This is a genomic window from Pseudomonas sp. HLS-6 (genome assembly GCF_002753995.1).
GTDB classification, from domain to species: Bacteria; Pseudomonadota; Gammaproteobacteria; order Pseudomonadales; family Pseudomonadaceae; genus Aquipseudomonas; species Aquipseudomonas defluvii.
On sequence record NZ_CP024478.1, the window covers coordinates 4,313,653 to 4,326,577 of the forward strand.

Below are 12,925 nucleotides of genomic sequence, written 5' to 3' on the forward strand. Positions count from 1 at the left end.
CGCGTATCCTCACCGCTCGATCAGCGCAATGCGCTTGTTGTACCAGTTCATCAGCAGGGAAATGCTGATGCTGATGGCCAGGTAGACACTCATGGTGATGGCGATCACTTCGATAGCCTGGCCGGTCTGGTTGAGCACGGTTCCAGCGAACAGCGAAACCATTTCCGGATAGCCGATACCCGCTGCCAGCGAGGAGTTCTTCGCCAGGTTCAGGTATTGGCTGGTCAAGGGTGGAATGATCACTCGCAGCGCCTGGGGAATGATGACCTTGCGCAGGGTTGGCCCTTCACGCAGGCCCAACGAACGCGCCGCCTCGGTCTGGCCATGGCTGACCGAACGAATCCCGGAACGAACGATCTCGGCAATGAACGCTGCCGTATAGATCGTCAATGCCAGGGTCAGCGCCAGCAGTTCGGGAATCAGTACCCAGCCGCCCACAAAGTTGAAGCCCTTGAGCTGCGGCACTTCCCAGTGCAGTGGGGTGCCTATGAGCAACGCACACAGCCCCGGAATGGCCAAAAGCAGCGCCAGGCCGACCCAGAACTTATGGAACGGCTCACCGGTTTCCTCAAAGCGCTTGTTGGCCACACGGACCATGAGCACGATGGCAATCACGGCCACCACGAGACTGCCGACGAACGGCCAGAAGCCCTCCGCCAGCGAAGCACCCGGCATGTTCAAGCCACGGTTGCTGATAAAGAACGTATCGCCAAAATTGATGCTGCCGCGCGGCCCCGGCAGGGTCAAAAATACTGCGAAGTACCAGAAGAGAATCTGCAGCAGCGGCGGAATGTTACGAAAAGTCTCGACATACACCGTGGCCAGCTTGCTGATCATCCAGTTCGGCGATAACCGGGCCACACCGACGATGAAACCCAGCACGGTCGCCAGGATAATGCCGATGAAGGTCACCAGCAGCGTGTTGAGCAAGCCGATGACAAATACCCGGGCATAACTGTCGGACTCGGTGTAAGGAATCAAATGCTGAGCGATCCCGAAACCGGCACTGCGCTCAAGAAAATCGAAACCCGAGGTAATGCCTCGGTGCTGCAGGTTGGTTTGGGTATTGTGAAACAGGTACCAGCCCAGCCCTACCACCGCGACCACGGTGATGATCTGGAACAGCCACGCACGCACACGTGGATCGCTAAGGGAAACCCCTTTGGGTGCGCCGATTTTATTTTGCATGAAATGCCCCGAAGAGAAGGAACGAAACGGCCTGCAGCAGCTCGCTGCCGCAGGCCGTACCCATCAGCGCACTGGTGGCGCGTACTGGATGCCGCCGTTGTTCCAGAGGGCATTCAGACCACGGTCGATCTTCAGATCGGTGCTTGCGCCAAGGTTCTTCTCGAACACTTCGCCGTAGTTACCGACTTGCTTGACGATCTGTACGACCCAGTCCTTGGGCAGCTTGAGGTCTTTGCCATATTCGCCATCAGCACCGAGCAGGCGGGCGACGTCCGGGTTCTTGGTCGATTTCGCTTCAGCCTCGACATTCTTCGAGGTGATACCTGCCTCTTCGGCATTGATCATCGCGAACAGGGTCCACTTGACGATGCTGAACCACTCTTCATCGCCCTTACGCACGACAGGGCCCAGTGGCTCCTTGGAGATGGTTTCCGGCAACACGACATAATCGTTTGGCGACCCCAGTTTGGAGCGTTGTGCGTAGAGCTGCGACTTGTCGGAGGTCAGTACATCGCAACGACCGGACTCCAGCGATTTGGCGCTTTCATCGGAGGTGTCGAAGGTGATCGGGGTGTACTTCAGGCCATTGGCGCGGAAGTAGTCGGAGACGTTGAGTTCAGTGGTGGTACCGGCCTGGATGCAGATGGTTGCGCCATCCAGTTCCTTGGCACTGGAAACGCCAAGCTTCTTGTTCACCAGGAAACCTACGCCGTCGTAGTACGTGACGCCCGCGAACACCAGGCCCATGCCGGCATCGCGCGAACTGGTCCAGGTAGTGTTACGCGATAGCACATCCACTTCACCGGACTGCAACGCCGTGAAACGCTCCTTGGCGTTCAGTTGGCTGAACTTGACCTTGTTTGCATCACCGAAGACGGCGGCAGCCACGGCGCGGCAGACGTCAGCATCGATACCCACGATCTTGCCCTTGGCATCCGGCACCGAGAAGCCCGGCAAGCCGTCACTCACGCCACACTGGACGAAACCCTTTTTCTGAACCGCTTCGAGGGTTGCACCGGCCTGCGCGAAAGCACTGATACCCAGTGCGGCGGCAGCGGTAACGACTGCCAGAGTGGATTTCAACATCTTCATTAAAACCTCCAGATTGCTCTTGTTGTGTTCGAGCCGATTGCACCGCACCCTTATGAGGCGCATCCGACCCGCGCTGGCTTGCTTTTGGGTCAATGGCGCAATAACGCTGTTCTGTGGCAGCCTTTAATAGCGAAATGGTGTTACCGTCGAAACGCCACGCGTCACGTCGCAAGGTTCGTAGCAAAGCGCGTACCACACTGAGCCGCTTAAGCGATTCAGTGTGCGCCAACAGGTAAACTTGTCGCCTTTCGACAAGTTTTTCCCGGACCGAACCGACACGCCTTCTTTTCATGCACTTAATAAGAGCGTGCGCACATTTTCGGAGCAGTCATGACCACCCCGTTGATACTTGAGCCGCAAAAGACCCCCGATGCCTGTGTGATCTGGTTGCACGGTTTGGGGGCAGATCGTTACGACTTCCTGCCGGTCGCCGAAGCCTTGCAGGAACAGTTGTTGAGTACCCGCTTCGTAATGCCCCAGGCACCCACCCGCCCGGTGACCATCAACGGCGGCTATGAAATGCCCAGTTGGTACGACATCACGGCCATGAGCCCGGCCCGTTCGATTGATCGCACGCAGTTGGAAGACTCAGCAGACCAGGTCATTGCATTGATCGAGGCCGAGCGCGCCAAAGGGATCGATCCAACGCGGATTTTTCTTGCCGGCTTTTCACAAGGTGGTGCGGTCGTGCTGCACACGGCGTATGTAAAGTGGCAAGGCACCCTGGGCGGTGTCCTGGCCCTGTCAACCTACGCACCGACCTTCAGCGCCGAACGCGAGCTAAGCGCTAGCCAGCAACGCACCCCGGCCTTGTGCCTGCATGGCCAGTACGACACTGTGGTACAGAACGCCATGGGCCGTACCGCCTACGAACACCTCAAACATTGGGGGGTTAATGCCGGCTGGCAGGAATACCCGATGGAGCACGAAGTACTGCCCGAGGAAATCCGCGATATCGGTACCTGGCTGACCCAGCGTTTGAGCGGAAGCACGACTTCCGTGTAGCCGTCAGCTCAATCCACTACGCCGCGCCCGAATCTTGCATTACACTGGCCGGCGTACATTCCTTAACCAATTGACGAGATGACCGTGCTCAAAGCACTCAAGAAGATGTTCGGCAAAGGCGAGGCTGAGCAACTCGCTGCCGAAACCGCTGCCCCCGTGGTGCAGCCACCTGCACAACCCAAGCCCTCTGCACCAGCAGCCCAGCCACAGGCTCAAGCGCCCGTCGCGGCAAAGGCTGAGAAACCGGCAGAACCCAAGCCGCGCCGTGAGCGCAAGCCAAAACCCGCGGCATCCAGTTGGAAACTGGAAGACTTCATGGTTGAGCCACAGGAAGGCAAGACCCGTTTCCACGACTTCAAGCTTTCGCCAGAGCTGATGCACGCCATCCATGACCTGGGCTTCCCCTACTGCACGCCGATTCAGGCTCAGGTACTGGGCTATACCCTGCGTGGCCAGGACGCTATCGGCCGCGCTCAGACCGGCACAGGCAAGACCGCCGCGTTCCTGATTTCGATCATTACCCAACTGCAGCAGACTCCGGCACCCAAAGAGCGCTACATGGGTGAGCCACGGGCACTGATCATCGCCCCGACCCGCGAACTGGTCGTCCAGATCGCCAAGGACGCCGCAGCACTCACCAAGTACACCGGCCTGAACGTAATGACCTTCGTTGGCGGTATGGACTTCGACAAGCAGCTCAAACAGCTTGAAGCCCGCCACTGCGACATCCTGGTTGCCACACCGGGCCGCTTGCTGGACTTCAACCAGCGCGGCGAAGTGCACCTGGACATGGTCGAGGTGATGGTGCTGGACGAAGCCGACCGCATGCTCGACATGGGCTTTATCCCCCAGGTACGGCAGATCATTCGCCAGACACCACCGAAAAGCGAACGCCAGACCCTGCTGTTCTCGGCCACCTTCACCGAAGACGTGATGAACCTGGCCAAGCAGTGGACCACGACCCCGGCCATCGTCGAGATCGAGCCGGAAAACGTCGCCAGCGAGACCGTCGAGCAGCACGTTTATGCCGTGGCCGGCAGCGACAAATACAAGTTGCTGTACAACCTGATCACCCGCAACAAATGGGAACGGGTCATCGTCTTCGCCAACCGCAAGGACGAAGTGCGCCGTATCGAAGAGCGCCTGGTACGCGACGGTGTCAACGCCGCCCAGCTGTCCGGCGATGTGCCGCAGCACAAGCGTATCCGCACGCTGGAAAACTTCCGTGAAGGCCGTATCACCGTACTGGTGGCCACCGACGTGGCCGGTCGCGGAATTCACATCGACGGCATCAGCCATGTGATCAACTTCACCCTGCCAGAAGACCCGGACGATTACGTTCACCGTATCGGTCGTACCGGTCGTGCTGGCACCAGCGGCGTATCGATCAGCTTCGCCGGTGAAGATGACTCTTACCAGCTACCCGCCATCGAAACACTGCTGGGTCGCAAGATCAGCTGCGAGATGCCGCCGGCCGAGTTGCTCGAGGCCGTGCCCCGCAAGCCTCACTGATCGGCTGTACTGCAACACCGAAAACGCTGCCTGCTGCCAGGCGGCGTTTTTTTATGCCCGCGATATTGCCCACAAGAACAAAAAGTCCATAATAGACAAAATAGTTTATTTGGAGCACTGCATGTCCGCGCCCCTCGTCATTGATCAACAGCACGCACGCCAACTGCTCAGCCAGCTGGATGTCCCGCAGATCCTGCGCAAACTGTTTCGCGATCTGGCCGCCGGGCAAGCTGTGCAGCCGCCGCAGCAGCTCGTCGAGTTCCCAGGTGGTGCCGGCGATTTCATCAACTACGGCGGCGTACTGGCTGAAGACGGTGTCTACGGGGTCAAGACATCGCCCTACATCGTCCGTGACACGGGCCCGCTGGTTACCGCCTGGACACTGCTGATGTCCATGGAAAGCGGCCAGCCACTGCTGCTTTGCGACGCTGGCGAACTGACCACCGCGCGCACCGCCGCGACCACCGCCGTGGCCGTCGATGCACTGGCCGCAAGCGGTGCCCGCCGCCTGACCCTGATCGGCAGCGGCCCCATCGCCCGGGCGCACCTGCGCTACACCCGCGACCTGCGCGACTGGCAGGACATCCGCCTCTACTCGCCGCGCCTGCATCAGCAGAGCGCCGAACAACGTCGTGCACTGAGTGACCTCGATCCACGCCTGACCTTTGCCGATACCCTTGAACAAGCGGTACAAGACGCCGACGTCATCATGCTCTGTACGTCTTCGGCCAGCCCGGTCATCGACCCGCGTCAATTGAGCAAGCCTGCCCTGATCACCTCGATCAGCACCAACGCCGTGCGCGCTCATGAAGTGCCGCCAGAAACCCTCGCGAACATGGACGTCTACTGCGACTACCGCCTGACCACGCCAGGGTCGGCCGGGGAAATGCGCATCGCCAGCGAACAGCATGGCTGGCACGCCGACGCGATCATCGGCGACCTGGCACAACTGCTGAGCGATCAGGCGCCGCGCCCTGACTACCAGCGCCATGCGTTCTTCCGCTCCATCGGCCTGGGCCTTGAAGACATTGCCTTGGCCAATGCGCTCTATCGACTGCAGCGCGCCGACTGACGGCGACCGGAGACGTCCATGCAACCAGCAGATTTCATCATTATTGGCGCCGGCATTGCCGGCGCCTCCACCGGCTACTGGCTCGCCGGCCATGGCAAGGTCGTGCTGCTCGAACGCGAGTCGCAGCCGGGCTATCACTCCACCGGCCGCTCGGCGGCGCTCTACACGGCCGCCTATGGCACGCCACAAGTACGCGCCCTGACGCTTGCCAGCCGGGCATTTTTCGATGCCCCGCCAGCGGGGTTTGCCGAGCATCCGCTATTGACCCCGCGCGGGGAAATGACCGTCGACTTCACCGGTGATGCCGAAGAGCTGCAACGCCAGTACGACAGCGCCAAAGCCTGCGTGCCCGAGGTGCAGTTGCTCAGTGCCGAGCAGGCCTGCGAGCGGCTCCCGGTACTGCGCCGCGACAAGGTGCACGGCGCGCTCTACGACCCAAGCGCCAGCGATATCGACACTGACGCCCTGCACCAGGGCTACCTGCGTGGCATTCGCCGCCAACAGGGCGAAGTGCATAGCGACTGCGAAGTTCAGCGCATAGAACGCAGCGCCGACGGCCTGTGGCAGGTCCACACCGGCCGTGGCAGCTTCAGCGCCCCGGTGTTGATCAACGCGGCAGGCGCCTGGGCGGACCAGATCGGCGAACTGGCGGGCGCACGGCCGCTGGGCCTGCAACCCAAACGCCGCGCCGCCTTCATCTTCGCCGCTCCAGAAGGCGTGGACAGCCATGACTGGCCAATGCTGGTCAGCCTCGACGAATCCTTCTACATGAAGCCCGACGCCGGCATGCTGCTGGGCTCGCCCGCCAATGCCGACCCGGTGGCACCACACGATGTGCAGCCGGAAGAGCTGGACATCGCCATGGGCATTTACCAGATCGAAGAAGCCACCACCCTGAGCATTCGCCGCCCCACCCGCACCTGGGCCGGGCTGCGCAGCTTCGTGGCCGACGGCGACCTGATCGCCGGCTTCGACCCTCAAGTACCCGGCCTGTTCTGGGTCGCGGCACAAGGCGGCTATGGCATACAGACCTCGCCCGCCATGGGCCAAGCCAGTGCCGCACTGGTGCGCGGCGAAGCATTGCCCGAGCCACTCAAGAGCTTTGGCCTGACGGCCGCCATGCTCTCGCCTGAGCGCTTGGTTGCAGCCCAAGGGTGACGCGCCACTGCGTTTGCGGCACACTCCCAGCGCCCTTTAGCCAAGGGCGCTGACAACCGCTGGAGCCCGCCTCAATGTCGACACCTCGCCCCGACCCGGCCCTGGACAACTTCCGGGCGATCGCCGATGCCATCGCCACGCTGTTCTTCCCGCATGCCGAAGTGGTCCTGCACGACCTGCGCAGCCAGAAGATCGACTACATCGCCAACAACCTCTCCAAGCGCGAGATCGGTGACGATGCGGCGCTGGAAGACATGTTCGAAGAAGGCACCGACGAAACCAATATCGGCCCTTACGAGAAACTCAACTGGGACGGGCAGAAGATTCGCTCGCTGAGCACGGTGCTGCGCGACGCCAACGGCAGCCCCTTGGCCGTGCTGTGCATCAACTTGAACATTTCCCTGTTCGAGAGCGTCAAGGCCGCCCTGGACCTGTTTCTCTCGCCCAGCAAGTTGATCCCGCAACCCGACGCATTGTTCCGCGATGACTGGCAGGAGCGCATCAATACCTTCCTGAACGGCTGGCTGCGCCAGCGCCAGCTCAGCCTGAACCTGCTGACCCGTGAGCATAAGCGCGAACTGGTGTTTGCCCTGCACGCCGAAGGCGCGTTTCGTGGCAAGAGTGCGGCCAACTATGTGGCCAATGTACTGAACATGGGGCGGGCGACGGTGTACAAACACCTGAAGGAACTCAAGGCCTGAACAGCATCAGGCCCTGAGTCAGGCGCAGATCAGTCGCCGTAGATATCCGACTTGAAGTACTTGGCCTGGATCTTCTGGTACTCGCCATTGCTGCGGATTTCGTCGATGGCTTTGTTGAGCTCGCTGACCAGCTGCGTATTGCCCTTGCGCACGGCAATACCGGCACCTTCGCCAACGTACTTCGGATCTTTCAGCTCAGGCCCGACAAAGGCATAGCCCTCGCCCTTGGGCGTCAACAGAAAGCCTTGCTCCAGCGGGATGGTGTCCGCGAACACACCGTCCAGACGCCCGGAAACCAGGTCCATGAAAATCTCTTCGTTACTGGTGTAGCGAACAATTTCTACACCTTTTGGCGCCAGCACTTCAGAGACGTAACGGTCGGTGGTGGTCGCACGCTGTACGCCGATACGTTTGCCCTTGAGGCTCTGGTACTGGTCATCGACCTGAGTACCGGCCTTCATCGCCAGGCGCGCCGAGGTGAAGTAGTACTTGTGGGTGAAGTCAACGGAGCGCTTGCGCTCTTCGGTGATGGTGATAGACGACAGCGCGGCGTCGATCTTGTTGACCTTCAGCGAGGGAATCAGCCCGTCGTACTCTTGCTCGGTCCATTGGCATTTGACCTGCATCTGCGCGCACAGGGCATTACCGATGTCGTAGTCGAAACCGCTGATCTTGCCGTCCGGGGTCTTGAAGGCAAACGGCGGGTAGGCGGCTTCGATACCGATACGCAAGGTTTTCTCGGCGGCGAACAGGTTGCTGCTGGCCAACAGGCTCAGGGCCAGACCGGCAATCAGTGTAGTGGTCTTCATGAGGGCTCTCTCGCTCATTATTGGAGGTGTGTTGCAAGACAGAGGAAAGTGACAAGCCTGAAATTATTTTGTACTTATAAATCCATACTGGACTTTTACGTACACAATTTCAACACCTGGATGCGCGCGAGAGACCGAGGCGCAACATCGCCAGCCACACTGGCGACCACAGCGTTTGTGTCGTTTAGCGACCGTCCTCCCAGCGCTGCGCCGCCGACTGGTCACTGACCCGCCCTTCGACCCAACGCGCCCCTTCGGCAGTGTTTTCCTTTTTCCAGAACGGTGCCCGGGTCTTGAGGTAGTCCATCACGAAGTTGCAGGCATCGAATGCCGCCTGACGATGAGCGCTGGCCACCCCGACGAAGACAATCGGCTCACCGGGCTCCAACGCCCCGATGCGATGCAGTACTTCAAGGCGCAACAAGGGCCAGCGTGACTCCGCCTCGGCGATGATCTTGCCGAGCGCCTTTTCGGTCATGCCTGGATAGTGCTCCAGGAACATGCCCGCGACTTCACGCCCCTCATTGAAGTCGCGCACGTACCCGACGAAACCGACCACGGCGCCGATCCCCACATTGGCCGCATGCAGGGCATTGAGCTCGGCCCCCGGGTCAAAAGCGCCCGCCTGCACCCGAATCGCCATGCTCAACCTCCGGTCACGGTTGGAAAAAACGCTACCTCATCGCCATCAGCCAAGGGCTCGCTGAGTGAACAGAGGTCCTGATTACGTGCGCACATGATGTTCTGCTCGGCCAGTACCTCCCAGGCTCCGCCGCGCTGCAGCAGGTGCTGGCGCAGGGCATCGACCGTGGCAAACACGCCCTCGAGCGTTTCGCTCTCCAGCCCCAAGGCTTCCCGGTAACGGGCGAAATACTGCACGTTCAAGCTCATGCGTCACCTGCCTGGTAATCACCACTCTTGCCGCCGCGCTTCTCTAACAGGCGCACACTGTCGATGGTCATGCCACGGTCGACGGCCTTGCACATGTCATAGATCGTCAACGCGGCCACACTGGCCGCCGTCAGAGCTTCCATCTCGACGCCGGTTTGCCCGGCCAACTTGCAGCGGGCCAGGATGTGCACCGTGTCGAGGCCTTCAGCACTGAGTTCGACCTTGACGCTGGTGAGCATCAACGGGTGGCACAGCGGGATCAGGTCACTGGTTTTTTTCGCCGCCTGGATCCCGGCAATGCGGGCCACGGCAAACACATCCCCTTTGGGATGATCACCGTCGACAATCATCTGCAGGGTTTGCGGGAGCATGCGTACGCGCGCCTCAGCAACAGCTTCACGCGAGGTCACGGCCTTTTCGGTAACGTCGACCATATTGGCCCGACCTTGAGAATCGAGATGTGTCAGCACAGCCATACTCCTGATCAGCGGACCTTGATTGTAAACCTGCAGGTCAACTTTTCGCACGGGCCATGCGACAAAGTTCGGGCGGCACATGGCCGCCCGAACGAGACGTCACAGATGCGATTCGGCGTATTCGGCCAGAATCGAACGAGGCACCCCTTGCAGGGTGATATGCACACCGTTGGGGAAGTCCTTGAAGCGCTCGGTCAGGTAGGTCAGGCCCGAGCTGGTCGCGGACAGGTAAGGGGTATCGATCTGCGCCAGGTTGCCCAGGCAGATCACCTTGGAACCGGAACCGGCACGGGTGATGATGGTTTTCATCTGGTGCGGGGTCAGGTTCTGGCATTCGTCGATCAGGATCAGGCTTTGCTGGAAGCTGCGACCGCGAATGTAGTTAAGCGACTTGAACTGCAGCGGAACCCGCTCAAGGATGTATTCGACACTGCCATGGGTGCTCTCATCGTCCATGTGCAGCGCTTCGAGGTTGTCAGTGATGGCGCCCAGCCAAGGCTCCATTTTTTCCGCTTCGGTGCCTGGCAGGAAGCCGATCTCCTGGTCGAGCCCCTGCACACTGCGGGTAGCGATGATGCGACGGTAACGCTTGCTGACCATGGTCTGCTCAATGGCTGCCGCCAAGGCCAGAATGGTCTTGCCGGAACCGGCAGCGCCCGTCAGGTTGACCAGGTGGATGTCCGGGTCAAGCAAGGCGAACAGCGCCAGGCCCTGATGAATGTCACGCGGCTTCAAACCCCAGGCTTCCTGATGCAGCAGCGGCTCCTGGTGCAAGTCGAGCAGCAGCAGTTCGCTGTCCTTGATACCTTTGATCCAGCCGACAAAGCCCTGTTCGTCAATGATGAACTCGTTGATGTGAACAGCCGGCAGGTTGTCGATCAATTGCACACGGTGCCAGGTGCGCCCGCGCTCCTGACGGGTCTCGACCTTGCTGACCCGGTCCCAGAACGACCCCGTCACCGAGTGATAGCCCTTGGACAACAGGGAAACGTCGTCGACCAACTGATCGGTACTGTAGTCCTCGGCGGCGATGCCACAGGCACGGGCCTTGAGGCGCATGTTGATGTCTTTGGTCACCAGCACCACACTCAGTTCCTTGCGCCGGCTCCGCAGCTCAAGCAATTGGTTGATGATGATGTTGTCGTTCAAATGCTCAGGCAGTAGACGGTGCGGCTCAGTGCGCGGCGTCATCAAGATGGACAGGAAGCCTTTCGGGCCACTCTTGCCCCGCTGGATGGGTACGCCCTGCTCAACATCGGCAGGCGAGGCGTCGCCCAGGGTCTGATCGATCAAGCGGATGGCCTGACGACATTCTGCAGCGACGGAGTGCTTGCCGTCCTTGAGCTTGTCGAGCTCCTCAAGCACGGTCATCGGGATGGTGACGTGGTGCTCCTCGAAGTTCAGTAACGCGTTCGGATCGTGAATCAGAACATTGGTATCGAGCACGTAAAGGATTGGCAGGTTGGAAGAAGTGGTACGTCCTTGATCATCCATACTCGGTCACCTTTGTGGGAGCCTGACGACGCAATACCCAGACGGTGCTGCGCCGCGATGTGACCGCTGATGCTCCCCGGGGCCCGCGTCGTTACGGGTGGGCAGCTACAAACAAAGGATGGCGAGTAAGACGCCACCTGTGTTGCAGGGTTCGGCGGTCTGTCTTTGTAATACCGCAAAACCCATGACGGTAAAAAGCGTTTTTACGCATTCTTGAAGTTTATTTTTCAAGAGGGCAAAAACCGCTTGGCGTAGCCCCCATGCACCGTTAAAGTCAAAAATCCAGTCGGCTCAACGGCTGCCTGCAATGTGCGCCCACGCACGCCCCTCAACGGCCTGCCGCGAAGTCCTTGCACCCCTCCCAACCGATCCCGCTCTGCGCCGTGTGTTGCAGCAGCCAGGTCAGTGACGCCTGCGCCTTGGGCTGGGTGTCATGGAACCGTATCAAGCCCTTGCGCCACAACAACATCAGGCTCAGCACCCGCTGTGCTGACTGTTCGGCATCCAGTGCGCTCTGGTCCTGAGCATCGATATCCCACAACACCACCTGCATGTGCTGGCTGCTGAAAAACGCCTGCGCGTCGGCACGACGCTGGCCATAGGGGGGGCGAAACTGCGCAACATACTGCTCGGGCAGATCGCTACTGACCCGTGCCTGACTGCGCAGAATAGAGTCCTGCCAGTCCAGCCAATGGCTGTGAGAACGGTACTGCCAGCCTTGAATGCCCACGCACTGCCCGCGGTAAAGCGCCTGCAACGCGGCGACGGAGGTCTTGTCACGGCGTTTCTGCACACTGTCGCCGAGCACAAAGAACGTCGCTGACAGCTTCTGCCGACGCAAATAATCTGTCAGCGCATCACTGGCACCACCGGCCAGCGTAGGGCCACCCTCGAAGGTCAGCAGGAACATCCGGTCGTTCAGCTCGTCACCGTTACGCTCCAGGCTGGAGAAACGCTCGATCTCGCTGCTGGTCTGCGGAAACAACGCAGCCTTGCGCAGCAGTTCATCCAGGTAGCGCTCATGGAACATCCGGCTTGGCTCAACCCACGGGGCATAGAACGAGTCGGCGGCGACCTTGATCTGCCCGGCCTGAGCACGCAAATCCGCCAGGCTTTCAAGGGCATAACAGAACGAGGCGTCCTGCTCGCAGCTCTGTTGGGCCAGGTCATAGTTGCGCCACAACCGCTGCCACAGCCGCTCACGCAGGGCATTGACTGACAACAGGTTGATCTGCCGCAGGCCAAGACGCGCCGTCAGCTCGGCCTGATCCAGCGCCTCACTGTCATGCAGGGCTTTGGCGAACCCCAGAATCTCGGCACGCGAGGCGACATCGAACAGTGCCGGAGAATTGAGCTGTTCAGGCCAACTGCTGCGATCGTAGGTAGCAACCTCGGCAGCACCGGCCATGGCCGTCGACAGGCTCAACCATCCCGCCAGCAATAAAAGGGCAATGCGCAAGACAACACTCTCCGTTTTGATCGCCGGCACTATAACGCAGGGACTATCGTGCCCATAGCTGGAGATCG

General features: G+C 60.3%; 13 protein-coding genes. 5 read left to right on the forward strand and 8 right to left on the reverse strand.

Annotated elements, in window-relative coordinates; translation table 11 throughout:
* Positions 1 to 9: 9 nt before the first annotated feature.
* Both CS390_RS20240 and CS390_RS20245 read right to left on the reverse strand, forming a co-directional pair.
* Positions 10 to 1,188, reverse strand: coding sequence for an amino acid ABC transporter permease (locus CS390_RS20240; protein WP_099775739.1), 1,179 nt, complete (start codon positions 1,186 to 1,188; stop codon positions 10 to 12).
* Between the two features lie 63 nt (positions 1,189 to 1,251).
* Positions 1,252 to 2,280 carry an amino acid ABC transporter substrate-binding protein gene (locus tag CS390_RS20245; RefSeq protein WP_099775740.1) on the reverse strand — a complete coding sequence of 343 codons (1,029 nt, stop codon included), beginning with the start codon at positions 2,278 to 2,280 and terminating at the stop codon, positions 1,252 to 1,254.
* Between the two features lie 330 nt (positions 2,281 to 2,610).
* Here CS390_RS20245 and CS390_RS20250 point away from each other — a divergent pair, with 330 nt between their 5' ends.
* The 5 genes from CS390_RS20250 to CS390_RS20270 all read left to right on the forward strand — a co-directional run bounded on the left by CS390_RS20250 (position 2,611) and on the right by CS390_RS20270 (position 7,728).
* Entirely contained in the window at positions 2,611 to 3,285 is a 675-nt protein-coding gene (locus CS390_RS20250) for an alpha/beta hydrolase (RefSeq protein ID WP_065761922.1), read from the forward strand.
* An 84-nt stretch (positions 3,286 to 3,369) separates the two neighbouring features.
* Positions 3,370 to 4,797, forward strand: a complete 1,428-nt coding sequence (gene rhlB / locus CS390_RS20255; protein ID WP_099776778.1) for an ATP-dependent RNA helicase RhlB — start codon at positions 3,370 to 3,372, stop codon at positions 4,795 to 4,797.
* Positions 4,798 to 4,918: 121 nt separating this feature from the next.
* Positions 4,919 to 5,869: an ornithine cyclodeaminase family protein gene (locus CS390_RS20260; protein ID WP_099775741.1), complete on the forward strand. Its 951-nt coding sequence runs from the start codon at positions 4,919 to 4,921 to the stop codon at positions 5,867 to 5,869.
* Between the two features lie 18 nt (positions 5,870 to 5,887).
* Positions 5,888 to 7,027 (forward strand): FAD-binding oxidoreductase, encoded by a 1,140-nt coding sequence (locus tag CS390_RS20265; RefSeq protein ID WP_099775742.1) that lies wholly within the window; start codon positions 5,888 to 5,890, stop codon positions 7,025 to 7,027.
* 74 nt (positions 7,028 to 7,101) lie between these two features.
* Complete coding sequence (locus CS390_RS20270) at positions 7,102 to 7,728, forward strand: transcriptional regulator (protein ID WP_065758769.1); 627 nt, start codon at positions 7,102 to 7,104, stop codon at positions 7,726 to 7,728.
* Positions 7,729 to 7,757: 29 nt separating this feature from the next.
* Here CS390_RS20270 and CS390_RS20275 read toward each other — a convergent pair whose 3' ends face one another.
* The 6 genes from CS390_RS20275 to CS390_RS20300 form a co-directional block, all read right to left on the reverse strand.
* Positions 7,758 to 8,537 carry an ABC transporter substrate-binding protein gene (locus CS390_RS20275; protein WP_099775743.1) on the reverse strand — a complete coding sequence of 260 codons (780 nt, stop codon included), beginning with the start codon at positions 8,535 to 8,537 and terminating at the stop codon, positions 7,758 to 7,760.
* Positions 8,538 to 8,721: 184 nt separating this feature from the next.
* Entirely contained in the window at positions 8,722 to 9,180 is a 459-nt protein-coding gene (moaE, locus tag CS390_RS20280) for a molybdopterin synthase catalytic subunit MoaE (protein ID WP_099775744.1), read from the reverse strand.
* Positions 9,181 to 9,182: 2 nt separating this feature from the next.
* Positions 9,183 to 9,428 (reverse strand): MoaD/ThiS family protein, encoded by a 246-nt coding sequence (locus CS390_RS20285; protein ID WP_065758772.1) that lies wholly within the window; start codon positions 9,426 to 9,428, stop codon positions 9,183 to 9,185.
* The gene (moaC, locus tag CS390_RS20290) at positions 9,425 to 9,898 is read right to left on the reverse strand and encodes a cyclic pyranopterin monophosphate synthase MoaC (RefSeq protein WP_099776780.1); all 474 of its coding nucleotides are present in this window, start codon (positions 9,896 to 9,898) and stop codon (positions 9,425 to 9,427) included. The genes CS390_RS20285 and moaC overlap by 4 nt, the downstream gene beginning before the upstream one ends.
* Before the next feature lie 105 nt (positions 9,899 to 10,003).
* Complete coding sequence (locus CS390_RS20295; protein WP_065758773.1) at positions 10,004 to 11,398, reverse strand: PhoH family protein; 1,395 nt, start codon at positions 11,396 to 11,398, stop codon at positions 10,004 to 10,006.
* A 328-nt stretch (positions 11,399 to 11,726) separates the two neighbouring features.
* A complete protein-coding gene (locus tag CS390_RS20300) occupies positions 11,727 to 12,857 on the reverse strand; it encodes a polysaccharide deacetylase family protein (RefSeq protein WP_099775745.1) in 1,131 nt (376 codons plus the stop codon).
* Between the last annotated feature and the right edge of the window lie 68 nt (positions 12,858 to 12,925).